The organism is Roseivivax isoporae LMG 25204 (assembly GCF_000521865.1).
In the GTDB taxonomy this organism is placed as follows: Bacteria; Pseudomonadota; Alphaproteobacteria; order Rhodobacterales; family Rhodobacteraceae; genus Roseivivax; species Roseivivax isoporae.
This window is the reverse complement of sequence record NZ_JAME01000001.1, coordinates 199,344-224,211: the sequence shown is the minus strand read 5'-3', so window position 1 is coordinate 224,211 and position 24,868 is coordinate 199,344. Positions and strand designations below refer to the sequence as shown.

Below are 24,868 nucleotides of genomic sequence, written 5' to 3'. Positions count from 1 at the left end.
GGTCAGCGGGCCCCGGTGCGCGCGCGGCGCGGCGGCACGATCTGCTGCACCAGTCCGACGAAGAGCAGGTAGACCGAGGTGCAGACGAGCCCCCAATGGGCCCAGCTCTCGGGGTGGAAATCCACCCAGGCGGCCCAGCCGGCAAAGAACACCCAGGCGAAGGCGATGGGCAGAGACAGCCCGCGCCAGCGATGCGTGCGCACCGGGTGGATGAACTTGAGCGGCAGGAACATCGCGACCGCCAGCGCCACGACCAGGGCCAGGATGATCCAGAAATCCGGCCGGATCGCGAAGAGCACCAGCACGACCATGTTCCAGCAGCCCGGGAATCCGTGGAAGGAATTGTCCTCCGTCTTCATCCGGGAATCGGCGAAGTACATGGCGCTCGCGAAGGTGATGACGAAGATCGTGAACCACCCGGTCCAGCCGGGCAGCAGGTCCGACTGGAAGAGCGCGAAGGCTGGGATGAAGACGTAGGTCAGGTAGTCGATGATGAGGTCGAGCAGCACGCCGTCGAATCGCGGCGCGTTCACCTTGACGTCGTACTTGCGTGCGAGCGGTCCGTCGACGCCGTCCACGGCAAAGGCGACGACCAGCCACAGGAACATGACGTCCCATTCGCCCTGCGCCGCCGCAAGCAGCGCGAGCATGGCGAAAACGGCGCCGGTGGCGGTCAGCAGGTGGACGAGCAGCGCCTGGGTCTTGAGCCTCATGCAGGGGTGATGACGGAAATCCGCGCCGGGATCAATCGCCGGCGGCCCTGACGCGGCGACGTGCGCGCTCAGGCGAGGAGCGCCTGCCCGTCATGGCCCCGCGGCACCACCTCGACGATCGTGCCCTCGGGATGCGGCGCGTCGAGCCGGACCTCGGTGAACTGCTCGGTCCGGCCCATGTGCGGCGCCTCGGTCAGGACGCGGTGGGGACGGGCCGCGGCGGCCTCGAGGTGACGCGCGACCGCGGCGCGGCCGGCCTCGCGCAGCCGGGCCGCGCGCGCCTTGATCGCGCGGCCGTCCACCTGAGGCATGCGCGCCGCGGGCGTGCCCTCGCGGGCCGAGTAGGGAAAGACGTGCAACCAGGTCAGGCCGCATTCCTCGACCAGCCGCAGCGCATTCTCGAAGGCCGCGTCGGTCTCGGTCGGAAAGCCTGCGATGATGTCGGCGCCGAAGGTCATGTCGGGCCTGAGGCGCCGCGCCTCCTCGCAGAAGGCGATGGCGTCGTCGCGCAGGTGGCGGCGCTTCATCCGCTTCAGGATCAGGTCGTCGCCATGCTGGAGCGACAGGTGCAGGTGCGGCATGAGGCGGGGCTCGTCGGCGATGGCCTGCATCAGCGCGGGGTCGGCCTCGATCGAGTCGATGGACGAGATGCGCAGCCGCGGCAGGTCCGGCACCAGGCGCAGGATCCGCAGCACGAGGTCGCCGAGCCGCGGCGTGCCCGGCAGGTCCGCCCCCCAGGACGTCAGGTCCACCCCTGTCAGCACCACCTCGTTGTAGCCGCGGTCCCGGAGCCGGGCGATCTGGTCCACGACCACGCCCGCCGGCACCGACCGCGAATTGCCACGGCCATAGGGGATGATGCAGAAGGTGCAGCGATGGTCGCAGCCGTTCTGGACCTGCACGTAGGCGCGCGAGCGCGTTCCGAAGCCGTCGATCAGGTGGCCCGCGGTCTCCCGCACCGACAGGATGTCGTCGACCTGCACGCGTTCGGTGTCGCCGATGAAGTCGGCCGCGAGGCCGCGCCAGGTGTCCGGCGACATCTTCTCGGTGTTGCCGATGACCGCGTCGACCTCGTCCATGGCGGCGAATGTCGCGGGTTCGGTCTGCGCGGCGCAGCCGGTGACGATCAGGCGCGCCCCGGGATTCTCGCGGCGCAGGCGCCGGATCTCCTGCCGCGCCTTGCGCACGGCCTCGGCGGTCACCGCGCAGGTGTTCACGACGACCGCGCCCGAGAGGCCGGCCTCGCCCGCGAGCGCCTTCATCGCCTCGGTCTCGTAGGCGTTGAGCCGGCAGCCGAGGGTCGAGAAGACCGGCGCGCTCATGCCCCCGCCCCGAGCCAGGCGCCGCGCAGCACCCCGTCGAAGACATGCGCGGTGGGTCCCGTCATCCACACGCCGTCCTCGCGCCACTCGACCGACAGCGTGCCGCCGTCGAGGTCGATGGTCACGCTGCGCCCGGTGAGGCCGCGGCGCGCGGCCGCGACCGCCACGGCACAGGACGACGACCCCGAGGCGAGCGTGACGCCGGCGCCGCGTTCCCAGACGCGCAGGCGCAGCCGGTCGGGGTCGCTGACGCTCACCACCTGGACGTTGGTGCGCTCGGGAAAGAGCGGGTGATGCTCGTAGCGCGGCCCGAAGGTCTCGAGCGGCACGGCCTCCGCATCGGGCACGAAGAAGGTGCAGTGCGGGTTGCCGATGCCGGTGGCGACCGGCGCGCCCTCGATCGGCAGCTCGAGCGTGTCCATCTCCTCGGCGAGCGGGATCTCGTGCCAGAGGAGCTGCGGCTGGCCCATGTTGACCGCGGTCAGGCCGTCGCCGCGCGCCTCGGCCCGGAGCGTCCCGCGCCCGGTCCGCAGGGTCAGCGCGGAGCGACCGGTCTCGTCCATCAGGTGGCGCGCGATGCAGCGGGTGGCATTGCCGCAGGCGGCCGAGGGCGAGCCGTCGGAATTGTAGAACACGAGGCGCGCATCGGCGCCGTCCGCGTCCGCCTCGATCACCGCCAGCTGGTCGAAGCCCACGCCGCGGTGGCGGTCCGCGAGGGCCAGCGCCAGGTCCGGCGTCACCTCGAGCGCGCGCGCACGCGCGTCCAGCACGACGAAGTCGTTGCCGAGCCCGTGCATCTTCATGAAGGGCAGGTCGTTGCGGGTCGCGTCTGTCATGGCCGCGCATATACGCCCGGTGCGGTCCGCTTTCCAGATCCGCCGCGTTCCGGCGCGCACGCCCCGCGGACATGCGGAATTTTTCGGGTTGACCCTCCCCTGCCGCCTTTCTAAGTAGCGCGCCAGTGGGCCGTTAGCTCAGTTGGTAGAGCAACTGACTTTTAATCAGTGGGTCGCAGGTTCGAATCCTGCACGGCTCACCACTGTCACCCGATCGCATGGCATGACCATTTCCGCCCCGCGGACGCGCTGCAGCGCGGCGCGTGACGGGCGGTGCGGCGATCCCGTGCCGCAACGGGCAGGCCCGGCCTATCCTGTGGGGCGTCGCTTTCCTCCCCGCGCGGCCAGTTGAGGTTCGAAAGTTTCCGCCCTACCATTCTGCACAGCAGAATATTCCAGGACCTCCCCTCATGCCCGACTTCAAGAAGATCCTCATCGCCAACCGCGGCGAGATCGCGATCCGCATCATGCGCGCGGCGAACGAGATGGGCAAGAAAACGGTCGCCGTCTTCGCCGAGGAGGACAAGCTGGGCCTGCACCGCTTCAAGGCGGACGAGGCCTACCGCATCGGCGAGGGGCTCGGGCCGGTCGCGGCCTACCTGTCGATTCCCGACATCATCCGCGTGGCGAAGCTGTCCGGCGCCGACGCCATCCACCCGGGCTACGGGCTCCTGTCCGAGAACCCGGCGTTCGTCGAGGCCTGCGACAAGGCCGGCATCACCTTCATCGGGCCGAAGGCCGAGACGATGCGCGCGCTCGGCGACAAGGCGTCCGCGCGGCGCGTGGCGGTCGAGGCGGGCGTGCCGGTCATCCCCGCGACCGAGGTTCTCGGCGACGACATGGACAAGATCGCCCGCGAGGCCGAGGAGATCGGCTACCCCCTGATGCTCAAGGCCTCCTGGGGCGGCGGCGGGCGCGGGATGCGCCCGATCCTGTCGGCCAAGGAACTCAAGGACAAGGTGCTCGAGGGCCGGCGCGAGGCCGAGGCCGCCTTCGGCAACGGCGAGGGCTACCTCGAGAAGATGATCGAGCGGGCCCGCCACGTCGAGGTGCAGATCCTCGGCGACAAGATGGGCAACATCTACCACCTCTACGAACGAGACTGCTCGGTCCAGCGGCGCAACCAGAAGGTCGTGGAACGCGCGCCCGCGCCCTACCTGAGCGAGGCCCAGCGCGAGGAGCTGTGCGAGCTCGGCCGCAAGATCTGCGCCCACGTGAACTACGAGTGCGCAGGCACGGTCGAGTTCCTGATGGATATGGACACCGGCCGGTTCTACTTCATCGAGGTGAACCCGCGCGTGCAGGTCGAGCATACCGTGACCGAGGAGGTCACCGGCATCGACATCGTGCAGGCGCAGATCATGATCGCCGAGGGCAAGAGCCTGGCCGAGGCGACCGGCAAGGCCTCGCAATACGACATCCGGCTGAACGGCCACGCGCTGCAGACGCGGATCACCACCGAGGATCCGACCAACAACTTCATCCCCGATTACGGCCGGATCACCGCCTACCGCTCGGCCACCGGCATGGGCATCCGGCTCGACGGCGGCACCGCCTATGCGGGCGGCGTCATCACGCGGTTCTACGATTCGCTCCTGGTGAAGGTGACCGCCTGGGCGCAGACGCCGGAAAAGGCGATCCGCCGCATGGACCGCGCGCTGCGCGAGTTCCGCATCCGGGGCGTGTCCACCAACATCGACTTCGTGCAGAACCTGCTCAAGCACGAGACCTTCCTGACGAACCAGTACACGACCAAGTTCATCGACACGACGCCGGAGCTGTTCGATTTCAAGCAGCGGCGCGACCGCGGCACCAAGGTGCTGACCTACATCGCCGACATCACCGTGAACGGCCACCCCGAGACCGAGGGCCGGGTCCGGCCGCCGGCGGACGCCAAGCCCCCGCGCGCGCCCGACGTCACCGACGCCGAGATCCGGCCGGGGACGCGCACGCTGCTCGAGGAGAAGGGGCCGCAGGCGGTGGCCGACTGGATGGCCGCGCAGAAGGGCGTGCTGATCACCGACACGACCATGCGCGATGGGCACCAGTCGCTCCTCGCGACGCGGATGCGCTCGCTCGACATGATCCGCATCGCGCCCGCCTACGCGGCGTGGCTGCCCGGCCTCTTCTCGGTCGAATGCTGGGGCGGCGCCACCTTCGACGTGGCCTACCGCTTCCTCCAGGAATGTCCGTGGCAGCGGCTGCGCGACATCCGCGCCAAGATGCCCAACATCATGACGCAGATGCTGCTCCGGGCCTCGAACGGCGTGGGCTACACCAACTATCCCGACAACGTGGTGCAGTTCTTCGTCAAGCAGGCGGCCGAGTCGGGCGTCGACGTGTTCCGCGTCTTCGACAGCCTGAACTGGGTCGAGAACATGCGCGTGGCCATGGACGCGGTCCTCGAGAGCAACAAGGTCTGCGAGGCGGCGATCTGCTATACCGGCGACATCAACGATCCCGACCGGGCGAAATACGACCTCAAGTACTACGTCGCCATGGGCAAGGACCTGCGCGACGCCGGCGCCCACATCCTCGGGCTCAAGGACATGGCGGGCCTGCTCAAGCCCGCCGCCGCCGGCCCGCTGATCCGCGCGCTGAAGGAGGAGGTGGGCCTGCCCGTCCACTTCCACACCCACGACACGAGCGGCGCGGCGATCGCGTCGATCATGGCCGCGGCCGATGCGGGCGTCGACGCGGTGGACGCGGCGATGGACGCCCTGTCGGGCAACACCTCGCAGCCGACGCTCGGCTCGATCGTCGAGGCGCTGCGCTTCACCGAGCGCGAGAGCGGTCTCGACATCTCCCGCATCCGCGACATCTCGATCTACTGGGAGGCGGTGCGCCAGCAATACGCCGCCTTCGAGAGCGCGATGCAGTCCCCTGCCTCCGAGGTCTACCTGCACGAAATGCCGGGGGGCCAGTTCACCAACCTGCGCGCCCAGGCCCGGTCGCTCGGGCTCGAGGAGAAGTGGCCCGAGGTGGCGCGCACCTATGCCGACGTGAACCAGATGTTCGGCGACATCGTGAAGGTCACGCCGTCCTCCAAGGTCGTGGGCGACATGGCCCTGATGATGGTCAGCCAGGGGCTGACCCGCGCCGATGTCGAGGACCCGAAGAAGGACATCTCCTTCCCCGATTCGGTCGTCGACATGATGAAGGGCAATCTCGGCCAGCCGCCGGGCGGATGGCCCAAGGACATCCAGAAGAAGGTCCTGCGCGGCGAGAAGCCCCTGACCGACCGGCCGGGCAAGCACCTGAAGCCCGTGGACCTCGACGCGATGCGCACGGAGCTCAAGGACAAGTTCCCCGAGCAGGAATTCGATGACGAGGACCTGAACGGCTACATCATGTATCCCAAGGTCTTTTCCGACTATGCCGAGCGCCACGCCACCTACGGCCCGGTGCGGACGCTGCCCACGCGCACGTTCTTCTACGGGATGGAGCCCGGCGAGGAGGTGACGGCCGAGATCGACCCCGGCAAGACCCTGGAGATCCGCCTCGTCACCGTGGGCGAGACGCAGGACGACGGCGAGGTGCGGGTGTTCTTCGAGCTGAACGGCCAGCCGCGCACCATCCGCGTGCCCGACCGCAAGGCCAAGGGGTCGAGTGCCGCGCGGCCCAAGGCGCAGCTCGGCAACGCCGCGCATGTGGGCGCGCCGATGCCGGGCGTCGTCAGCCAGATCGCCGTCGAGGCCGGCAAGTCGGTCAAGGAGGGCGACCTCCTGCTCGTCATCGAGGCGATGAAGATGGAGACGGGCCTTTACGCCGAGCGCGACGCGACCGTGAAGGCCGTGCACGTGACGCCGGGCGGCCAGATCGACGCCAAGGACCTGCTGGTCGAGTTCGAGGCGGACTGACCTCTGCGCCGGCCCCGTCGCGCGGGGCCGGCCTCACGAGGGCGCGGGACCTCAGCCCACGTGGTACAGCGAGGCGAAGAGCCGCGGGTCGAGGCTGTCGGCGGCGAAGAGGTCGCCCTCGGTCAGGACCGACACCGCGTCGTGGCTGTGCAGGCTCTCCTGGTGGCTCGCCACCACCCGGTAGTCGCCGATCCGCGCATCCCCTGACAGCGCCTCGGCGAACAGCCGCGCGGCATCCTCGACGAAGATCGGGTTCGCGGCATTCAGCTCGGCAAAGGCCTGCTCGTCCTCGCGCTTGACCATGACCTGCGTTTCGGTCGGCACCGCGCCGCGGCAGAGCTCGATCAGGTCCTCGAACCACAGGCAGCCCGCCTCCGTCAGCTCCACCGACAGGCGTGCCACGGAGCGCTGCGAATGCGGCGTGGCCAGCACGCCGCGCTCGCGCCGCGCATGCTCGGACAGTTCGAGCGAACACGGGCAGGTCGAGGAATAGACGTAGTCGAGATGCATGACCTTGCGCCGCACGCCGTCGCGCTCCACCAGCTCGAGCGCGATGTCGTAGTACTGGTAGCCCGTCAGCCCAGAGCGCAGGCTCTCCACCGCGACCGGGAAGCGCAGGCGCATGTGGATGCGCGCGTCGAAGCTCTCGAGGTCGGACTTGTAGTCGTCGAGCGCCGCCTCGATCGTGCCGAAGCTGAACGTCTCCTCCGCGTGCCGGTAGAACGAGCGGATGATGCGGGACATGTTGATGCCCTTCTTGTCCGCGTCGAGGCTGACCGACCCGGTCACGCTCGTCTCGAGCACGAGATCGCCGTTGTCCCGCGTGCGGTAGCGCAAGGGCAGGCGGAAGTTCGAGATGCCCACGTGCTGGATCGCGCGGTTCGCGCCGCGGATCAGCGAGGACGGCCCGTTCTGCAGGTCCGGCAGCGTCGCGCGGTAGGCCGCGTCGGGCGCGAAGCCTGCATCGTAGCGCCGCGCCAGATCCGGGTAGGCGGCGGGTGCCGGCTCCCCGAGCAGCGCCATCAGTGCCGGGTCGAGATCGGCGATCTCGCGGTCCTGCGCCTTGCCCGTCCACTTCCTGAGAAGCGCCAGCGCCTCCTCGGCTTCCTCGCGGCTGGGCTTGCGGTCGATATCCGGGGTATGAACGTTCATCTGAGGGGCCTTTCCGGCAACTTGCCAGCGCAGGATCTAGGAATTGCCTGCGCGAAAACCACGTATCGGAAGGGTGTACGCACGAGGACGTGTCCCGGATGACTCACGGGCGCGGTGCCCGGGGACACCGCGCCCGACCCGCTCAGACCGCGTCGAGTGCCGCCAGGATGTCCTCCGCCAGGTCCTCAGGATCCTCGAGCCCGACCGACAGCCGCACCAGGCCCTCGCCGATCCCGAGCGCCGCGCGCGTCTCGGGCGCGAGCCGCTGGTGGGTGGTGGTGGCGGGATGCGTGGCGATCGACTTCGCGTCGCCGAGGTTGTTCGAGATCAGCACGACCTCGAGCGCGTTCAGGAACCGGAACGCCGCCTCCTTGCCGCCCGCGACCTCGAAGGACAGCATCGTGCCGCCCGCCCCCATCTGCCGCTCGGCGAGCGCGTGCTGCGGGTGGTCGGCGCGGCCGGGATAGATCACGCGCGCGAGCTTCGGATGTCCGGCGAGCCGGTCCGCGAGGAGCCCCGCCGCCGCGGTCTGCGCCCGGACCCGCAGGTCGATGGTCTCGAGCCCCTTGAGCAGCACCCAGGCCGTGAACGGGCTCATGGAGCCGCCGGTATGCTTCATGTAGGGCTCGACGACCTTGCGGATGAAGTCCCGCGAGCCGAGGATGACGCCGCCCAGCGTGCGCCCCTGCCCGTCGATGTGCTTCGTCGCGGAATAGATCACCACGTCGGCGCCGTCGGCGATGGCGCGCGAATAGACCGGCGTCGAGAAGACGTTGTCGACGATGACCGTCGCCCCGACCGCGTGGGCCAGCGCCGCGACGCCCGCGATGTCCACGAGGTCGAGGACCGGGTTCGACATGGATTCGAAGAACACCGCCTTGGTGTCGGGGCGCAGCGCCGCCTCCCAGGCCGCGAGGTCGGTGCCGTCGACCAGCGTCACCTCGACGCCGAAGCGCGGCAGGATCTCCTCGAGGATGTAGAGGCAGGACCCGAAGAGCGCCCGGGCCCCCACCACGTGGTCGCCCGCCTTCAGGTGCGCCATCAGCGCCCCGTTCACCGCGGCCATGCCGCTCGCCGTGGCGAAGGCATCCTCGCAGCCCTCGAGCAGCGCGATGCGCTCCTCGAACATGCGCACGGTGGGATTGCCGTAGCGGGCGTAGATGTACTCGCCCTCCTCCGCCTTCACGAAGCGCCGCTCGGCCTGCTCGGCGCTCTCGTAGGCGAACCCCTGGGTGAGAAAGATCGCCTCGCTGAGCTCGCCCCAGTGCGACCGCTGCGTGCCGCCATGCACGAGCTTCGTGCGGCTGCGGCGGGCGGGCCCGGCGCCCGTGGTCTTCTCGGTGTCCTTCATCTGCGTCCTCCAGGTGGCCGGCGCGGGGGCGGGCCCCCGGGCACGCGGCACAAAAAAGCCCCGTTCGCGGCCAAGCGAAAGGGGCTCTTTCTCCTGACCTCTTTAGCGGGATTGTTTAACGTGGCCCGCAATCCGGTGAACAAATCGCCACGATGCAGCGTGTTTACGCCCCCGCACCGCGCCGGTCAAGCCGCCCCCTGCCCGCCCGGGCTCCCGGCCCGCCCTTCTTCTTGGCGGAAATATCCCCGCCGGAGGCTCCGGACCCCGCCCTCCGCCGCGCGACGGGGCAGGGGCGCCACCCGCCCGCCACGCGCGGCCCGAGGCAGAGGCCGGAGGCCGGCGCCGAGACGGGACAGCGCGGCGCGCCAGCGCCGCACCGCGCGATCAGAACGGCACGTCGTCGGCGCCGCAGAGGAAGCGCGCCACCACCTTCTTGGTGCCGGCCTTCTCGAAGGCGACCTCGAGCTTGTCGCCCTCGACGCCGGTGACCGCGCCGTAGCCGAACTTCTGGTGGAACACGCGCTCGCCCACGCCGTAGGACGGCACCGCCTCGAGGTCGATGACCTGGTGGCGCGCCTCGCGCGGCTGCGACAGCGGCCGGTCGGCCGCGCGGGCCTGCAGGCGCCGCCAGCCGGGCGAGTTGTAGACGTCGGCGCGGCTCGCGCGCTCGTGCAGGTCGCTCGCCTGCCGCGCCATGATCTCGGGCGAGGCCTGCGCCGCCATGCCCGCCGCGCCGTAGCCGCCGCCATAGAGGCCCGGCGGCGTCAGCACCTCGACATGCGCCGCGTCGAGCTCGTCGATGAAGCGCGAGGGCAGCTGGCTCTGCCACTGGCCGAAGACGCGGCGGTTGCCCGCGAACGAGATCGTGCAGAGCTCCTCGGCGCGGGTGATGCCCACATAGGCGAGCCGCCGCTCCTCCTCGAGCCCCTTCACGCCCTGCTCGTCCATGGAGCGCTGCGAGGGAAAGAGCCCGTCCTCCCAGCCCGGCAGGAACACGGCCGGGAACTCGAGCCCCTTGGCCGCGTGCAGCGTCATGATCGACACCTTGGCGCCGCCGTCGTCGCTCTCGTTGTCCATGACGAGCGCCACGTGCTCGAGGAACCCGCCGAGGTTCTCGAAGCCCTCGAGCGCCTTCACCAGTTCCTTCAGGTTCTCGAGCCGCCCCGGCGCCTCGGGCGTGCGGTCGTTCTGCCACATGGCGGTGTAGCCCGATTCGTCGAGCACGATCTGCGCCAGTTCCACGTGGGTCAGGTCCGCGTCGCCGGTCATCCGTCCCCAGCGCGCGAGGTCGTCCACGAAGCGGCGCAGCTCGCCCGCGCCCTTGCCCTTGATGGCGCCGTCCTCGAGCGCGATCCGCGCCCCCTCGACCAGGTTCACGCCGTGGGCGCGCGCGGTCTTCTGGATGGTCTGCTGCGCCTTGTCGCCGAGGCCCCGCTTGGGGACGTTCACCACCCGTTCGAAGGCGAGGTCGTCCTCGGGGCTCGTCACCAGGCGGAAATAGGCCATGGCGTCGCGGATCTCCATCCGCTCGTAGAAGCGCGGCCCGCCGATCACCCGGTAGGGCAGGCCGATGGTCAGAAACCGGTCCTCGAAGGCGCGCATCTGGTGGCTCGCCCGCACGAGGATGGCGCTGTCGTCGAGGCTCATGGGCCGCATGCCGCGCGTGCCCTTCTGCATCGCCTCGAGTTCCTCGCCTATCCAGCGCGCCTCCTCCTCGCCGTCCCAGTGGCCGATCAGGCGCACCTTCTCGCCCGCCTCGGCCTCGGTCCAGAGCGTCTTGCCGAGCCGCCCCTCGTTGCCCGCGATCACCGCGGAGGCGGCGGCCAGGATGTGCGGCGTCGAGCGGTAGTTCTGCTCGAGCCGGACCACGTGCGCGCCGGGAAAATCCTTCTCGAAGCGCAGGATGTTGCCCACCTCGGCGCCCCGCCAGCCGTAGATCGACTGGTCGTCGTCGCCCACGCAGCAGATGTTGCGGTGTCCGGCCGCCAGGAGCCGCAGCCACAGGTACTGCGCGACGTTGGTGTCCTGGTACTCGTCCACGAGGATGTAACGGAACCAGCGCTGGTACTGCGCCAGCACGTCCTCGTGACGGCGGAAGATGGTGACCACGTGCAGCAGCAGGTCGCCGAAATCGACCGCGTTCAGCTCGCGCAGCCGCGCCTGGTATTCGGCATAGAGCCGCGGCCCGGCGTGGTTGTAGGCGCCCGCCTCGGACGCCGGGACCTTGTCGGGCGTGATCGCGCGGTTCTTCCAGCCGTCGATCACCCCAGCGAGCTGCCGCGCCGGCCAGCGCTTGTCGTCGATGTTCGAAGCATTCACGAGCTGCTTCAGCAGCCGCAGCTGGTCGTCGGTGTCGAGGATGGTGAAGTTCGACTTCAGGTCCACCAGTTCCGCGTGGCGGCGCAGGAGCTTGACGCAGATCGCGTGGAAAGTGCCGAGCCACGGCATGCCCTCCACCGTCTGGCCCAGCATGCGGCCGACGCGGTCCTTCATCTCGCGCGCGGCCTTGTTGGTGAAGGTCACCGCGAGGATCTCGTTCGGCCGCGCCCGCCCGGTGGTGAGGAGGTGCACGATGCGCGCGGTCAGCGCCTTGGTCTTGCCGGTGCCCGCGCCCGCCAGCATGAGGACGGGGCCGTCAAGCGCCTCCACCGCCTCGCGCTGCGCCGGGTTCAGATCCTCGAGATAGGGCGCGGGGCGGGCCTGCATGGCGCGGGCCGACAGCGATGCGCCCTCGAAGGCGTCCATTTCGTCGAAGCTGCTCATGCCCCAGAGAATAGCGCGCGACGCCCCCGAGTTAAAGAAGCGTTCCGCGAATGTTCCAGAGCTTTCCGCGCAGGGTCGACCGGACCGGCCTGGACGTGCCGCCTTTCCGGTCAAGAGATTTGCCATGCATTTTCCGCATGGCCGCGTTGCCGCCGGATGCGTTGCGCTGCGCTGCAGCGTAACCTAGGTATGGATCAACGACGCGACGATGCGTCGACGTTTTTTCGGGGCCTCCTCCTCCCTTGCCCCGGAAAACAGGCGGCGGCCCTACTCCTCCTCCCTTGGGGTCGCCGCCATCCCCCCCTCCTCGCCACGATCCGTGACGGAATGACGGGCGGCAGCCTGTCCCTGTGCGGTCCGTCTAGAACGCCTTGAAGGTCAGCGTGGTCAGCGAGCGTTCGATGTGCGGAATGTCGAGCAGCCGCTCGTTGATGTACTTCCCCACGTCCTCGCCGTCGGGGATGTAGATCTTCATCAGCAGATCCCATTCGCCCGAGGTCGAGAAGAGCTCGGAATGCATCTCGCGCAGCGCGATGTCCTCGGCGACGCGATAGGTCTTTCCCGGCGTGCAGCGGAGCTGGACGAAGACGCAGACGGTCATGGGCGGAACCTCCTTCGCGCGGCCCCCGCGGGCCGCCGTGGCGACGCTGGCACAACACCGTCCGGCCCGCAATGGCCGCCGGTACCGGGCGGTCTCCCCTTGGACTTGCCGCGCCCGCCGCCTATAACCCGCCCCGACCACCCCCGAGGAGCCCCCCGATGCGCAAGGCCAGCGTCACCCGCACCACCGCCGAGACCGACATCGCGGTCACGCTCGATCTCGACGGCACCGGCCAGTCCGAGGCCCGGAGCGGCGTCGGCTTCTTCGACCACATGCTGGACCAGCTGGCGCGCCACGCGATGATCGACCTCGCCGTGACCTGCGACGGCGACCGCCACGTGGACGACCACCACAGCGTCGAGGATTGCGGCATCGCCATCGGCCAGGCGCTGACGCGCGCGATCGGCGACAAGGCCGGCATCCGCCGCTACGGGTCCTGCCACCTGCCCATGGACGACGCGCTGGTGCGCGCCGCGCTCGACCTCTCGGGCCGGCCCTACCTCGTCTGGAACGCCGAGTTCCCGACCGCCGCCATCGGCACCTTCGACACCGAGCTCGTGCGCGAGTTCTTCCAGGCCCTCGCGACCCATGGGGGCATCACGCTGCACGTGGACGTGCTGCGCGGGATCAACAGCCACCACATCGCCGAGGCCGCGTTCAAGGCGGTGGCACGGGCGCTGCGCGACGCGCTCGAGCCCGATCCGCGGCGCGGCGGCGCCATCCCCTCCACCAAGGGCACGCTCTAGACACCGCCCGCGCGCGGGCACCGACAAGTCACAGAACGACGGGACCACGGGACCGATGCTGACAGCGATCATCGACTACGAGAGCGGCAACCTGCATTCCGCCGACAAGGCCTTCCAGAAGATGGCGCGCGAGACCGACGCAGGCGAGGTGGTGGTGACCGCCGATGCCGACGTGGTGGCGCGGGCCGACCGGCTGGTGCTGCCGGGCGACGGCGCCTTCCCCGCCTGCGCGAGCGCGCTGCGCGCCGTGGACGGCGTGCACGAGGCGCTGGTCGAAGCCGTGGAACACCGCGGCGTGCCGTTCCTCGGCATCTGCGTCGGCATGCAGCTCATGGCCCGAAAGGGTCACGAATACGCCGAGACCGAGGGGCTGGGCTGGATCGACGGCGAGGTGATGAAGATCACACCGTCCGACCCGGCGCTCAAGGTGCCGCACATGGGCTGGAACGACCTGATCGTCGACCTGCCCCACCCGGTGCTCGAGGGGATCGAGACCGGCGCGCATGCCTATTTCGTGCACTCCTACCACGTGCGCATGGCCGATCCGGCGCAGCGCGTGGCGCGGGTGGAATACGGCGAGGACGTCACCGCCATCGTTGCCGCGGGCAGCAGCGTGGGCCTTCAGTTCCACCCGGAAAAGAGCGGACCCACCGGCCTGCGGATGATCGCGAACTTTCTGAAGTGGCGCCCCTGAGCCGCAGCGGGTGTCCCGGCGCGCGGGGGCCTGCGCGCCGGATCGCCGGCCTGCCTCAGCGCACGCGGCTCCAGGTCTGGCTCGAGCACAGGAGCCCGCCCGCGACGCAGCCCGACAGCTTCAGGCTGTCGCCCGAGAGCTCCATCTTGCCCAGATAGACCTTGTCGTTCGACGGCCGCCACACCCGGCCCTCGTAGCGGTTGCCGTCCTGCGGCACCATGTTGAGCACGAGGTACTCGCCGATATTGGGCGAGCGGTACTCGCCCTGCGCGTTGAACGTCCGGTCGATGGTGCCGCAGATCTTGTCGCCGCAGGGCTTCATGCCGACAAAGGCGTAGGACCCGTCGTCCGCTTCCGTCTTCCAGGTGCCGAGCACCGGGTCTGCCGCCGCGGCGGTCCCCGCCGCCAGCACCAGCGCAAGTGCCGCCATCGCTCTCTTCATGGTCTCTCCTCCCGTGAGCGTGATGGCGCGAGCCTGAGCGCGGCGCCCCGTGCCGATCAAGACTGACGCGAGGTCGCGTTGCAAATGCCGTTCCGTCATGCCATGCGCGTCACGCCACAGCAGACCGGAGCGCCGCCATGATCCTCTATCCCGCGATCGACCTGAAGGACGGGCAGGCGGTGCGGCTGCTGCGCGGCGACATGGACACCTCGACCGTGTTCAACGACGATCCCGCGGCGCAGGCCCGCGCCTTCGTCGCGGCGGGCTGCCGCTGGCTGCACCTCGTCGACCTGAACGGCGCCTTCGCAGGGCGCCCGGTGAACGCCGACGCGGTCGAGGCGATCCTCGCGGCGGTGGACGTGCCGGTGCAGCTCGGTGGCGGCATCCGCGACATGGAGACGATCGAGCGCTGGCTCGACCGCGGGCTCGCCCGGGTGATCCTCGGCACCGTCGCGGTCGAGGACCCGGATCTCGTGCGCCGCGCGGCGCGCGCGCATCCCGGCCGGGTGGCCGTGGGAATCGACGCGCGCGGCGGCCGGGTCGCGACCAAGGGATGGGCCGAGGCCACGGATGTCGAGGCGACCGACCTCGCCCGGCAGTTCGAGGACGCGGGCGTCGCGGCGATCGTCTACACCGACATCGACCGAGACGGCGCAATGGGCGGCCCCAATATCGACGCGACCGCGGCGCTGGGCCGCGCCGTCGACATCCCCGTGATCGCCTCGGGGGGCGTCGCCTCGCTCGCCGACCTCCTCGCGCTGCGGGACACCGGCGCGATCGCGGGCGCGATCTCGGGCCGGGCGCTCTACGACGGCGCGCTGGACCTGGGCGAGGCGCTGGCGGCGCTCGGCACGGCCTAGCATTCCCGAAGATCGGCTCGACGCGCCAGCAGCCGTGCGGCGCGCCCTCGCCCGCGCAAGGTGCGCGGCGTGGCGTGACGGCGCGCGGCCGCAGCCCGCATCGGCGCGGCATCGCCGACGGCACCCCGGCGGGCCCCATGCGCTGCGCGGACCGCGCCCGGCCGCGCACCCGCCCCCCAACGGCCGCACAGCGCCTCGGGAGCCCGACCTCCCGGTGCGTCTCGGCACTCCGGCGCACGCGGTGCGGTTGCGCTTTCGCCGCGGCTTCGGCATATCGCCCGCAGACGGCGCACGGAGGAGCCATGCTGAAGACCCGCATCATCCCCTGCCTCGACGTGGCCGACGGCCGCGTGGTCAAGGGCGTGAACTTCGTCGATCTGCGCGATGCCGGCGACCCGGTCGATGCCGCGCGGGCCTATGACGCGGCGGGGGCGGACGAGATCTGCTTCCTCGACATCGGCGCGACGCACGAGAACCGCGAGACCATGCTCGACGTGGTGACCCGCACGGCCGAGCAGTGCTTCATCCCGCTGACCGTGGGCGGCGGCGTGCGTAGCGTCGACGACGTGCGCAAGCTTCTGCTGGCGGGCGCCGACAAGGTGAGCTTCAACTCCGCCGCGGTGGCCGATCCCGACGTGGTGACGGCGGCCGCCGACCGGTTCGGCAGCCAGTGCATCGTGGTCGCGATCGACGCAAAGAGCACCGGCGACGGCCGGTGGGAAATCTTCACCCATGGCGGCCGCCGCGCCACCGGCATCGACGCGCTCGACTTCGCGATGGAGATGGCGGCCAAGGGCGCGGGCGAGATCCTGCTGACATCCATGGACCGCGACGGCACCAAGGAGGGCTTCGACATCCCGCTCACGCGCGCGGTGTCGGGCGCGGTGCCGGTGCCGGTGATCGCGAGCGGCGGCGTCGGCACGCTCGATCACCTGGTCGAGGGCGTGACCGAGGGCGGAGCGTCCGCGGTGCTTGCCGCGTCGATCTTCCATTTCGGCACCTTCACCATCGGAGAGGCCAAGGACCACATGGCCGCCGCCGGCATCCCGGTGCGAGCATGACGCTCGACGAGCTCGAGCGCATCGTCGCCGCGCGGGCCTCCGCCGCGCCGGGCGAGAGCTGGACCGCGACGCTCCTGTCCAGGGGCACCGACAAGTGCGCCGAGAAGTTCGGCGAGGAAGCGGTCGAGGCGATCGTCGCGGCGGTCCGCGGCGACCGCGCGGCCCTCACCGCCGAGGCGGCCGACGTGCTCTACCACCTCCTCGTGCTGCTGCACGCGGCGGAGGTTCCCGTGGCCGACGTCATGACGGAACTGGCCGCGCGACAGCACCGCTCGGGCCTCGCGGAAAAGGCCGCGCGCGGCACCCCCTGACCGGCCTGGGCCGCGCCCGGTCCCGGTCGGGTGGTCCGCCGCGGCCGCGGCGCGCCTCCGCGTCACGCGCTGCGCCGCATCTCGCCCCGGGCGGGTGCGCGGTGCGCGTCCAATCCCGGCTCGGCGGCGACGCGGAAGCGGCCGACCGCCTGCATCAGCCCCGCCGATTCGTCCCGGAGCGCCTGCACCGCGGCATTGGTCTGTTCGAACATCGCCGCGCTCTGTTGCGTCGCGCGCTCGAGCGCGCTCGTGGCGCGGCTGATCTCGGTCACGCGTCCGGCGGTCTCGCGCGAGGCGCCGGCGATGTCCTGGATGCGCGCGCTGATCGCGGTCACCGATCCCGCGATCTGGGCCAGCGCCTCGCCCGTCTGATTCACCAGCGACACGCCGTTGCCCACGTGCCGGCCGCTCTCGGCGATGAGCGCCTCGATCTCGCGCGAGGCCTCGGACGACCGCGACGCAAGCGCCCGCACCTCAGAGGCCACGACCGCGAAGCCGCGCCCCGCCTCGCCGGCCCGCGCGGCCTCGACGCCCGCGTTCAGGGCGAGCAGGTTGGTCTGGAAGGAGATGCCGTCGATCACCTCGATGATGCGCCGGATCGCGTCCGACGAGCCCTCGATCTCGCGCATGGCGGCGATCGCGTTCGACACGACCTCGGTGCCCTGTGCCGCGCCGCGGTCGATCTCCTGCACCGAGGTGCTGGTCTCGGCGGCGGCGGCCTCGGTCGCCTTCAGCGCCTTCGCCATCTCCTCGATCCCGGTGGCGGTCTCCTCGAGGGTGGCCGCGGTCTGCTCGGTCCGGCGGGCCATGTCCTCGGCCGAGGCGCCGATGGTGCGGGCCCCGCCGTCGACTGATTCGCCGGCGGCGCGGATGCGGCGCACCGCGTCCGCGATGCTGCCGGCGCAGGCGTCGACCGCCTGCCCGAGTTCGCGGAACACGCCCGCATGCGCGCGTGACGTCCGGTAGGTCAGGTCGCCGTCCGAGAGCGCGCGCAGCGCCGCCACGATGTCGTCGAGCGCCCCGCGCGTCGCCGCGGCGATGCCGTTCAGCCCCTCGCAGAGGTCGCGGTAGACCCCGGCCTTGCCCTCGAGCGAGAGGTCGCGCGAGAAGTCGCCGCGCGCCCAGTCCTGCACGACGAGCGTGATGTCGGCCGCAGCGCTCTGCTCCTCGGCCTGCCGGCGCGCGGCGGCACCCTGTTCCTGCTCGGCGCGGCTGCGCTCGCGGGCCTCCTCCTCGGCGGCGGCGCGGGCGGCCGCGTCGCGCGCGTCGCGCTCGCGTGCCTCGGCCTCGCGGCGCCGGGCCTCGAGCCGGTCGCGCTCGACCAGCGTGTCGCGGAAGACGGTCATCGAGGTCCGCAGGTGACCGAGTTCGTCCCGGCTCTCCCATCCCGGCATCTCTGCGCCGAGATCGCCGGCGATCAGCCGGTCCATGCTGCGCTGCAGGTCGAGGATGCGGCGCACCACGCGCGCGTTCAGCAGGATGTAGGCCGCGCCGGCAAGCGCGATGACCACGGCGAGCGCTGCCGCCACGTTGACCATGGCATGGTTGCGGCTCTCGAGCATGCGGTCGGCGGCGACCGCCATCTGGCCCTCGACGATGCGCACCACCGCGTCGGTCGCGCCCGTCGCCGCGTCGAGCGCGGTGCGGAAGGCGGTGTCGGCCTCGGCGATCTGGCCGCGCCGGGCGACCGAGGCCGCGTGCCGCTCCTCGGCCAGCGCGGACAGGCGGTCGATGTCACCGGCGATGGCGTCGAGGCGACCGTCCGCGCCCGCCGCCGCGAGCGCCACCACGGCGGTGCGCGCCGCATCGAACGACGCCGCCACCTCGGCAAAGCTTTCGCCGCCGTCGCCGCCGAGGATCTCGGCCAGGATCAGGTGTCCATGGGCGAGCGCATGCCGCGCCTCGCCTGCGCGCGCCTGCGCTGGGGCCTCCGCGCGCAGCTCCGGCAGCGCGGCGAGGGTCGCGAGCCGCGCCACGAGGTCGTCGTAGAGCGCGTCGAAAATCACGTCGGCGTCGCTGCCCACGCCCACCGCGTTTCCGATGAGGGCGAGCCGCCGGTCCGCCGCCGCGACAAGCGCGGCGAGCCGCGTCTCGGCCTGCCGGAGGGCCGCGCCGAGCGAGGCAAGGTCGTCGTCCTGCGGCAACCGCTCCTCGGCGTCGCGCATGACCTCGGCCAGGCGTCGCTGCGCCTCCTCGAAGGTGCGCGAGACGGCGGCGGGATCGAACGGCTCCTCCCCGGCGGCGCCGCGCAGCAGGAGGGTCGTCGCCACCGCCACGTCCCCCCTGAGATGCTGCGCCCCCGTGGCGACCGGCGACAGCGCGCGGGCGGCGAAGAGCCCCTCCCCCGCAAGCGCACGCACCGTGAGATACGTGGCACCCTGCGTGAGCAGCATGACGCAGGCGAAGAGTGCGAACCCCCAGCCGACCTTGGAGCGAATCGATGCGGACATGCGCGCGGACCTTGTGGCAATCCCTGGTGGGCGCCACGCATAGCGCAGGGACTCCTAACCGCGCGCTAACGCGCGCCGGTCACGTCTGGAACACGTCCGCCCATTCCGGGTGCCGCCGCCGCTGGGCGTTCACGAAGGGGCAGAGCGGCACGATCTTGACCCCCTCGGCCCGCGCATCCGCCACCAGCCGCTCGACCAGCGCCTGGCCGGCGCCGGTCCCGCGCAACGCGTCCGGCACTTCGGTGTGGTCGGCGATGATCGTTGCGGCGGAGAGGATCGAATAGGTCAGCTCCGCCTCGGCACCGTCCCGGCGCAGGACGTAGCGGCCCTTGCTGCCGGTGGTCTCGCGGACGATGCCGTCCTCAGACAATCGTCGCCTCGGTCTTTTCGCGGATCTCGTCCTCGGTCACGCCGGGCGCGGTCTCGACGATGCGGAGCCCGCCCTCGACCACGTCGAGCACGCCGAGATCGGTGATGATCCGGTTGACGACACCCGTGCCGGTCAGCGGCAGCGTGCATTCCCGCAGCAGCTTCGGCTCGCCCGCCTTGTTGGTATGATCCATGACCACGATCACGCGGCGCACGCCGGCGACGAGGTCCATCGCGCCGCCCATGCCCTTGACCAGCTTGCCGGGGATCATCCAGTTCGCGAGGTCGCCGTTTTCGGCCACCTCCATGGCGCCGAGGATCGCCATGGCGATCTTGCCGCCGCGGATCATGGCAAAGCTCGTGGCACTGTCGAAATAGGCCGTGTGCGGCAGCTCGGTGATGGTCTGCTTGCCGGCGTTGATGAGGTCGGGATCCTCCTCCCCCTCGATCGGGAACGGGCCCATGCCGAGCATCCCGTTCTCGGATTGCAGCGTCACGTGGACCCCCTCGGGGATGTGGTTCGGCACCAGCGTCGGGATGCCGATCCCGAGGTTGACATAGGTGCCGTCCTCGAGCTCCTGCGCCGCGCGCGCGGCCATCTGGTTGCGATCCCACGGCATTGCTCAGTCTCCTTCAGTGGTCGATGCGCCGGGATCCATCGGCACGTCGATCATCACGACCGTGCCGGCAGCCCCCCGGGCGACGTTGATTGTGGCGTCGAGGCCCTCGAGCAGCGCGGCGATCAGGCGTCCGCCCACCGTCGCCTCCGAGGGCCACGCGATCTTGGCGGGGATGCCGACGCCGTCATCCGACACCATCATCCGCAGGCCGCCCGCGGCGAGGCGGGTCACGCGCAGGTCGATGAAGCCCTGGTCGAGCCCGACGAAGGCATGGCTGAAGGCGTTCGACAGCGTCTCGGACAGGATCAGCCCCACGCGCGTCGCGGTCTCGAGGTTGATCTCGATCGGGTCGATCTGCTGCACGAAGCGCACGCCCGGGCGACCCTCGTGATAGGCCACGTTGGTCGCGATGCGCGCGAGCAGCGAGCCGAGGTCGATGCCCACCCGCTCGATCATCTCGTCGGTCTGGCGCAGTTCCTCGTAGACGAGCTGCAGGCATTCCAGCCGCCGCGGCAGCGCCTCGACCTCGTGCAGCGGGTCGTCGAGGCTCAGCCGCAGCGAGGGGCGGCTCATGTTGGTGAGGATCAGCCCCAGGTCGCCGTGCACGCGCGAGCGGATCATGTCGAGCCTGAGATCGCTCAGGCCCGGGCCGTCGTCCTCGCCGTCGCGCAGTTCCTTCTGCAGGCCGAGATAGAACAGCGGCGTGCCGTCGTCCCCCTCGATCGGGGCGATCACCAGGCGGTTCATGAAGGGCTCGCCCGAGGCGCGGTAGTTCAGGATGTCGACCGACACGTCGCGACCGGCCTCGACCGCGTGCCGGATCCGGTCGACCGCCCGCTTGTCCGTGCGTTCGCCCTGCAGGAACCGGCAGTTCCGCCCGATGACGGACGAGCGCGAATAACCGGTGGTGCGCTCGAAGGCGTCGTTCACGTAGACGATCGGATTGTCGGGCGCCCGCGGGTTTGTGATGATCAGCGAGATCCCGAGACGCGAGAAACCGGCCAGCGCCTCGCGGTCGTCGAGGACCGCGGTCAACCTGCGTCGGGAACCGGTGGTGGTGGTCACGGGACCGTCAACCTCGTGTCTGCGGGCGCACCGGGCCGGTCAGGCGGCGGGTCGGGTGGTGCGCTGTTCGATGCGTTTCTCGTGTGCGCCCTGGATCAGCCGGTGGACGTAGATGCCGGGCAGATGGACGTGGTCGGGATCGAGCGTGCCGGGCTCGACGATCTCCTCGACCTCCATCACGCAGACCTTGCCGCACATCGCGGCCGGCGGATTGAAGTTGCGTGCGGTCTTGCGGAAGATGCAGTTCCCGGTCGTGTCGGCCTTCCAGGCCTTCACGATCGACAGGTCGGCGACGATGCCGCGCTCGAGGATGTAGTCCTCGCCGTCGAACTGCTTGACCTCCTTGCCCTCGGCGATGCGCGTGCCGACACCGGTCTTGGTGTAGAAGCCCGGGATGCCGGCGCCACCGGCGCGCATCCGCTCGGCCAGCGTGCCCTGCGGGTTGAACTCGAGCTCGAGCTCGCCCCCGAGGTACTGGCGCATGAATTCCTTGTTCTCGCCCACGTAGGACGACATCATCTTCTTCACCTGCCGGCTTTCCAGCAGCAGGCCCAACCCGAACCCGTCGACGCCCGCATTGTTGGACGCCACGGTCAGGTCCTTCGTGCCGGCCTCGCGGAGCGCCGCGATCAGGAGTTCGGGGATGCCGCAGAGGCCGAAGCCGCCGGCCGCGATGGTCATGCCGTCGAACAGCAGCCCGTCCAGCGCCTCGGCCGCCGAACCGTAGACTTTCTTCATGGAACGCTCCCTCGTGCCGTGGTTGTCCGATATGTGACGAAGGGGACGTGCAGAGTCAAATGTCCCCACGCCGCAGCGCGCGCCCTGCGCAGGCCGCGCGCAACGGCCTGCAGCCCCGGCGCCCCGGCCGAGCCCGGATCAGCCCTTGGCGCGTTTCTTGGCGGGGCTGTCCGCGTCGGCGGCTGCCTTGGTCGTCGCCTTCTTGGCGGCGGGCTTCTTCGCGGCCGTCTTCTTGGCCGCGGGCGCCTTGGCGGTGGCCGTGCCGCTCGCGGACTTGGCGGCGGTCTTGCGCGCGCCGCCCTTCTTGGTGCCGGACTTCGACGCCTTCTCGGCGATCAGTTCGACCGCCATCTCGAGCGTGACCTGCGCGGGTTCGGTGCCCTTGGGCAGGGTCGCGTTGACCTTGCCCCACTTCACGTAGGGACCGTAGCGGCCTTCCATGACATTGACCGGCCCGCCCTCGGACGGATGCTCGCCCAGCTCCTTCAGCGGCGCGACCGCGCCGCGCCCGCCGCCGCGCTTGGCGGCCTTCTCGGCCAGGAGGTCCACGGCGCGGTTGATGCCGATCTCGAAGACCTCGTCGACCTCCTTGAGGTTCGCGTAGAGCCTGTTGTGCTTCACGAAGGGGCCGTAGCGCCCGATGCCGGCCTCGATCGGCTCCCCGTCCTCGGGATGGGTGCCGACGATCCGCGGCAGGCTGAGCAGCGTCAGTGCCTTCTCGAGGTCCATCGCGTCCGCGGCCCAGCCCTTGGGCAGGCTCGCGCGGGGCGGCTTCGGCTGCTCCTCGGTCGGCTCACCGCGCTGCACGTAAGGACCGAAGCGGCCCGACCGGAGGGTGATCTCGTCGCCGTTGTCGTGGCCCAGGACCCGGTCCTGCGCCTCGGCCGCGTCGCCGCCGAGCGGCCGCGTGTAGCGGCATTCGGGATAGCGCGAGCAGCCCACGAAGCCGCCCGAGCGCGAGGTCTTGAGGTGCAGGGACCCCTGGCCGCAGAGCGGGCAGGTGCGCGGGTCGGTGCCGTCCTCGCGCGGCGGGTAGAGCTGCGGAGCCAGCGCATCGTCCAGCACGTCGAGCACCTCGGCGATGCGCAGCTCGGACGTCTCGGCGATGGCGGCCGAGAAGTCGCGCCAGAACTTCCGCAGAAGCTCCTTGTAGTCCATCTGGCCCGCGGAGACGTCGTCGAGCTCGTCCTCGAGCGCGGCGGTGAAGTCGTATTCCACGTACCGCTTGAAGAAATTCAGAAGGAAGATCGTGACGATCCGGCCCTTGTCCTCGGGGATCAGCCGGTTCTTGTCCTTGCGGACATACTCGCGGTCCTGGATCGTCGAGAGCACGCTCGCATAGGTCGAGGGCCGGCCGATGCCCAGCTCCTCCATCTTCTTGACGAGCGTCGCCTCGGTGTAGCGCGGCGGCGGCTGGGTGTGGTGCTGGAGCGCCAGCACCGCGTCCCGCGCGGCAAGGAGCGCCGCACCGTTGCGCGTGGTCTCTCCGCTGCCGCCCTCGGTGCCCGCGGCCTTGTCGAACTCGGCGCGGAGCCCCGCGGCGGCGAACCTGGCGGCCTCGCCCTCCATGATCTGCGGCAGCCGGCTGTCGTCGTCACCGTCGCCCGCATCGTCGCGGCCTTCCTCGTAGACCCGCATGAAGCCGTCGAAAAGCACCACCTGGCCGGTCGCGCGCAGGCCCACCTGGCCGTCCGGCGCGCCGATCTCGACGGTGGTGCGCTCGAGCCGCGCGGCCTCCATCTGGCAGGCCAGCGTGCGCTTCCAGATGAGGTCGTAGAGCCGGCGCTGGTCGGCGTCGGTCAGCTTCAGCGCCTGCGCGTCGGCCTCCATGTCGGTGGGCCGGATGCATTCGTGCGCTTCCTGCGCGTTCTTCGCCTTGTTCTTGTACATGCGCGGCGACGAGGGGACGTATTCCTTGCCGAAGCGGCTGGCGATCGCGTCGCGGGCGGCGTGCACCGCCTCGGGCGCCATGTCGATGCCGTCGGTCCGCATGTAGGTGATGTGGCCCGCCTCGTAGAGCCGCTGCGCCGCGGCCATGCACTGCTTGGCCCCCATGCCGAACTTGCGGCTCGCCTCCTGCTGGAGGGTCGAGGTCATGAAGGGCGCCGACGGGTTGCGGTTCGCGGGCTTGGCCTCGACCGAGGTGACCTTGAGCGTGCGCGACGCCACTGCCTGCACCGCCATCTCGGCCTGCGTCTCGTTCTCGAGGTCGTAGCGGTCGAGCTTCTTGCCGGCGAGCGTGACGAGGCGCGCCTCGAAATCCTGGCCGCGCGGCGTCGTTAGCAGCGCCTTGACCGACCAGTACTCGCGCGGCCGGAACGCCTCGATCTCCATCTCGCGCTCGACGATGAGCCGCAGGCAGACCGACTGCACGCGGCCCGCGGAGCGCGCGCCGGGCAGCTTGCGCCACAGGACCGGCGAGAGGTTGAAGCCCACGAGGTAGTCGAGCGCCCGGCGGGCCAGATAGGCCTCGACCAGCGGGGCGTCGATGTCGCGGGGATTCTTCATCGCCTCGGTCACCGACGCCTTGGTGATGGCGTTGAAGGTGACGCGGCGCACGTCGGTGTCCTTGCGGATCGACTTCCGCTTGGTCAGCGCCTCGCGCAGGTGCCACGAGATCGCCTCGCCCTCGCGGTCGGGGTCGGTCGCGAGGATCAGCGCGTTGTCGTCCTTGAGCGCGTCGGCGATGGCCTTGACGTGCTTCTTGCTGTCGTTGCCGACCTCCCACGTCATGTCGAAGCCGTTGTCGGGATCGACCGAGCCGTCCTTGGCGGGCAGGTCGCGCACGTGTCCGTACGAGGCCAGAACGACGTAGTCCGATCCCAGGAACTTGTTGATCGTCTTGGCCTTGGCCGGGGATTCGACAACGACGACGGGCATGTCCGGAGCCACTCCTGACGGGAAAACGGGGCTT

At 70.5% G+C, this 24,868-nt stretch carries 20 protein-coding genes, 1 tRNA gene and 1 riboswitch; of the genes, 7 read left to right on the top strand and 14 right to left on the bottom strand.

Annotated elements, in window-relative coordinates; all coding sequences use genetic code 11:
• Positions 1-2: 2 nt before the first annotated feature.
• From RISW2_RS01040 to dapF, 3 genes are all read right to left on the bottom strand, one after another.
• Complete coding sequence (locus RISW2_RS01040) at positions 3-713, bottom strand: CDP-alcohol phosphatidyltransferase family protein (RefSeq protein WP_043765375.1); 711 nt, start codon at positions 711-713, stop codon at positions 3-5.
• 68 nt (positions 714-781) lie between these two features.
• Positions 782-2,035, bottom strand: a complete 1,254-nt coding sequence (gene mtaB / locus RISW2_RS01035; protein ID WP_043765373.1) for a tRNA (N(6)-L-threonylcarbamoyladenosine(37)-C(2))-methylthiotransferase MtaB — start codon at positions 2,033-2,035, stop codon at positions 782-784.
• On the bottom strand, positions 2,032-2,871 hold the full coding sequence (dapF, locus tag RISW2_RS01030) for a diaminopimelate epimerase (protein ID WP_043765372.1): 840 nt from the start codon (positions 2,869-2,871) through the stop codon (positions 2,032-2,034). Before dapF ends, mtaB begins: the two co-directional genes overlap by 4 nt.
• A 127-nt stretch (positions 2,872-2,998) precedes the next feature.
• Here dapF and RISW2_RS01025 point away from each other — a divergent pair.
• A tRNA-Lys gene (locus RISW2_RS01025) sits at positions 2,999-3,074 on the top strand.
• Positions 3,075-3,281: 207 nt separating this feature from the next.
• Complete coding sequence (gene pyc, locus RISW2_RS01020) at positions 3,282-6,731, top strand: pyruvate carboxylase (RefSeq protein WP_043765370.1); 3,450 nt, start codon at positions 3,282-3,284, stop codon at positions 6,729-6,731.
• 51 nt (positions 6,732-6,782) lie between these two features.
• Here the strand turns inward: pyc and folE2 are convergent, their stop codons facing one another.
• From folE2 to RISW2_RS01000, 4 genes are all read right to left on the bottom strand, one after another.
• Complete coding sequence (folE2, locus tag RISW2_RS01015; RefSeq protein WP_043765368.1) at positions 6,783-7,883, bottom strand: GTP cyclohydrolase FolE2; 1,101 nt, start codon at positions 7,881-7,883, stop codon at positions 6,783-6,785.
• A gap of 142 nt (positions 7,884-8,025) precedes the next feature.
• Positions 8,026-9,234: an O-succinylhomoserine sulfhydrylase gene (gene metZ, locus RISW2_RS01010; protein WP_051491712.1), complete on the bottom strand. Its 1,209-nt coding sequence runs from the start codon at positions 9,232-9,234 to the stop codon at positions 8,026-8,028.
• Positions 9,235-9,315: 81 nt separating this feature from the next.
• A riboswitch (SAM riboswitch) is annotated at positions 9,316-9,395 on the bottom strand.
• 223 nt (positions 9,396-9,618) lie between these two features.
• A complete protein-coding gene (locus RISW2_RS01005) occupies positions 9,619-11,997 on the bottom strand; it encodes an ATP-dependent helicase (RefSeq protein WP_043765366.1) in 2,379 nt (792 codons plus the stop codon).
• Between the two features lie 361 nt (positions 11,998-12,358).
• The gene (locus RISW2_RS01000) at positions 12,359-12,598 is read right to left on the bottom strand and encodes an Lrp/AsnC ligand binding domain-containing protein (RefSeq protein ID WP_043765364.1); all 240 of its coding nucleotides are present in this window, start codon (positions 12,596-12,598) and stop codon (positions 12,359-12,361) included.
• A 158-nt stretch (positions 12,599-12,756) separates the two neighbouring features.
• Here RISW2_RS01000 and hisB point away from each other — a divergent pair, with 158 nt between their 5' ends.
• Together hisB and hisH are read left to right on the top strand one after the other, a co-directional pair.
• Positions 12,757-13,344 (top strand): imidazoleglycerol-phosphate dehydratase HisB, encoded by a 588-nt coding sequence (gene hisB / locus RISW2_RS00995; protein ID WP_043765362.1) that lies wholly within the window; start codon positions 12,757-12,759, stop codon positions 13,342-13,344.
• Between the two features lie 55 nt (positions 13,345-13,399).
• Positions 13,400-14,038 (top strand): imidazole glycerol phosphate synthase subunit HisH, encoded by a 639-nt coding sequence (gene hisH / locus RISW2_RS00990; protein ID WP_043765361.1) that lies wholly within the window; start codon positions 13,400-13,402, stop codon positions 14,036-14,038.
• Positions 14,039-14,093: 55 nt separating this feature from the next.
• On the opposite strand, the gene RISW2_RS00985 is transcribed toward hisH, so the two are convergent.
• Positions 14,094-14,480, bottom strand: coding sequence for a DUF2147 domain-containing protein (locus RISW2_RS00985; protein WP_043765359.1), 387 nt, complete (start codon positions 14,478-14,480; stop codon positions 14,094-14,096).
• A gap of 137 nt (positions 14,481-14,617) precedes the next feature.
• Here RISW2_RS00985 and hisA point away from each other — a divergent pair, with 137 nt between their 5' ends.
• The 3 genes from hisA to RISW2_RS00970 all read left to right on the top strand — a co-directional run bounded on the left by hisA (position 14,618) and on the right by RISW2_RS00970 (position 16,712).
• Complete coding sequence (hisA, locus tag RISW2_RS00980) at positions 14,618-15,340, top strand: 1-(5-phosphoribosyl)-5-[(5-phosphoribosylamino)methylideneamino]imidazole-4-carboxamide isomerase (protein WP_043765357.1); 723 nt, start codon at positions 14,618-14,620, stop codon at positions 15,338-15,340.
• A 302-nt stretch (positions 15,341-15,642) separates the two neighbouring features.
• Positions 15,643-16,401: an imidazole glycerol phosphate synthase subunit HisF gene (hisF, locus tag RISW2_RS00975; RefSeq protein WP_043765355.1), complete on the top strand. Its 759-nt coding sequence runs from the start codon at positions 15,643-15,645 to the stop codon at positions 16,399-16,401.
• The gene (locus RISW2_RS00970) at positions 16,398-16,712 is read left to right on the top strand and encodes a phosphoribosyl-ATP diphosphatase (protein WP_043765353.1); all 315 of its coding nucleotides are present in this window, start codon (positions 16,398-16,400) and stop codon (positions 16,710-16,712) included. Before hisF ends, RISW2_RS00970 begins: the two co-directional genes overlap by 4 nt.
• A 62-nt stretch (positions 16,713-16,774) precedes the next feature.
• On the opposite strand, the gene RISW2_RS23380 is transcribed toward RISW2_RS00970, so the two are convergent.
• From RISW2_RS23380 to topA, 6 genes are all read right to left on the bottom strand, one after another.
• Positions 16,775-19,162 (bottom strand): methyl-accepting chemotaxis protein, encoded by a 2,388-nt coding sequence (locus RISW2_RS23380; RefSeq protein WP_051491710.1) that lies wholly within the window; start codon positions 19,160-19,162, stop codon positions 16,775-16,777.
• Positions 19,163-19,241: 79 nt separating this feature from the next.
• Positions 19,242-19,532: a GNAT family N-acetyltransferase gene (locus RISW2_RS00960; RefSeq protein WP_043765351.1), complete on the bottom strand. Its 291-nt coding sequence runs from the start codon at positions 19,530-19,532 to the stop codon at positions 19,242-19,244.
• Complete coding sequence (locus RISW2_RS00955; RefSeq protein WP_043765348.1) at positions 19,525-20,151, bottom strand: CoA transferase subunit B; 627 nt, start codon at positions 20,149-20,151, stop codon at positions 19,525-19,527. Before RISW2_RS00955 ends, RISW2_RS00960 begins: the two co-directional genes overlap by 8 nt.
• A gap of 3 nt (positions 20,152-20,154) precedes the next feature.
• Positions 20,155-21,216 (bottom strand): PAS domain-containing protein, encoded by a 1,062-nt coding sequence (locus RISW2_RS00950; RefSeq protein WP_051491709.1) that lies wholly within the window; start codon positions 21,214-21,216, stop codon positions 20,155-20,157.
• A 39-nt stretch (positions 21,217-21,255) separates the two neighbouring features.
• Positions 21,256-21,954 carry a CoA transferase subunit A gene (locus RISW2_RS00945; protein WP_043765346.1) on the bottom strand — a complete coding sequence of 233 codons (699 nt, stop codon included), beginning with the start codon at positions 21,952-21,954 and terminating at the stop codon, positions 21,256-21,258.
• A 138-nt stretch (positions 21,955-22,092) separates the two neighbouring features.
• A complete protein-coding gene (topA, locus tag RISW2_RS00940; RefSeq protein ID WP_043765344.1) occupies positions 22,093-24,834 on the bottom strand; it encodes a type I DNA topoisomerase in 2,742 nt (913 codons plus the stop codon).
• Positions 24,835-24,868 lie beyond the last annotated feature (34 nt).

Excerpts from the sequence above, each read along its gene's own strand:
- RISW2_RS01040 (WP_043765375.1), bottom strand. The coding sequence starts at position 713 with ATGAGGCTCAAGACCCAGGCGCTGCTCGTCCACCTGCTGACCGCCACC.
- mtaB (WP_043765373.1), bottom strand. The coding sequence starts at position 2,035 with ATGAGCGCGCCGGTCTTCTCGACCCTCGGCTGCCGGCTCAACGCCTAC.
- dapF (WP_043765372.1), bottom strand. The coding sequence starts at position 2,871 with ATGACAGACGCGACCCGCAACGACCTGCCCTTCATGAAGATGCACGGG.
- pyc (WP_043765370.1), top strand. The coding sequence starts at position 3,282 with ATGCCCGACTTCAAGAAGATCCTCATCGCCAACCGCGGCGAGATCGCG.
- folE2 (WP_043765368.1), bottom strand. The coding sequence starts at position 7,883 with ATGAACGTTCATACCCCGGATATCGACCGCAAGCCCAGCCGCGAGGAA.
- metZ (WP_051491712.1), bottom strand. The coding sequence starts at position 9,234 with ATGAAGGACACCGAGAAGACCACGGGCGCCGGGCCCGCCCGCCGCAGC.
- RISW2_RS01005 (WP_043765366.1), bottom strand. The coding sequence starts at position 11,997 with ATGAGCAGCTTCGACGAAATGGACGCCTTCGAGGGCGCATCGCTGTCG.
- RISW2_RS01000 (WP_043765364.1), bottom strand. The coding sequence starts at position 12,598 with ATGACCGTCTGCGTCTTCGTCCAGCTCCGCTGCACGCCGGGAAAGACC.
- hisB (WP_043765362.1), top strand. The coding sequence starts at position 12,757 with ATGCGCAAGGCCAGCGTCACCCGCACCACCGCCGAGACCGACATCGCG.
- hisH (WP_043765361.1), top strand. The coding sequence starts at position 13,400 with ATGCTGACAGCGATCATCGACTACGAGAGCGGCAACCTGCATTCCGCC.
- RISW2_RS00985 (WP_043765359.1), bottom strand. The coding sequence starts at position 14,480 with ATGAAGAGAGCGATGGCGGCACTTGCGCTGGTGCTGGCGGCGGGGACC.
- hisA (WP_043765357.1), top strand. The coding sequence starts at position 14,618 with ATGATCCTCTATCCCGCGATCGACCTGAAGGACGGGCAGGCGGTGCGG.
- hisF (WP_043765355.1), top strand. The coding sequence starts at position 15,643 with ATGCTGAAGACCCGCATCATCCCCTGCCTCGACGTGGCCGACGGCCGC.
- RISW2_RS00970 (WP_043765353.1), top strand. The coding sequence starts at position 16,398 with ATGACGCTCGACGAGCTCGAGCGCATCGTCGCCGCGCGGGCCTCCGCC.
- RISW2_RS23380 (WP_051491710.1), bottom strand. The coding sequence starts at position 19,162 with ATGTCCGCATCGATTCGCTCCAAGGTCGGCTGGGGGTTCGCACTCTTC.
- RISW2_RS00955 (WP_043765348.1), bottom strand. The coding sequence starts at position 20,151 with ATGCCGTGGGATCGCAACCAGATGGCCGCGCGCGCGGCGCAGGAGCTC.
- RISW2_RS00945 (WP_043765346.1), bottom strand. The coding sequence starts at position 21,954 with ATGAAGAAAGTCTACGGTTCGGCGGCCGAGGCGCTGGACGGGCTGCTG.
- topA (WP_043765344.1), bottom strand. The coding sequence starts at position 24,834 with ATGCCCGTCGTCGTTGTCGAATCCCCGGCCAAGGCCAAGACGATCAAC.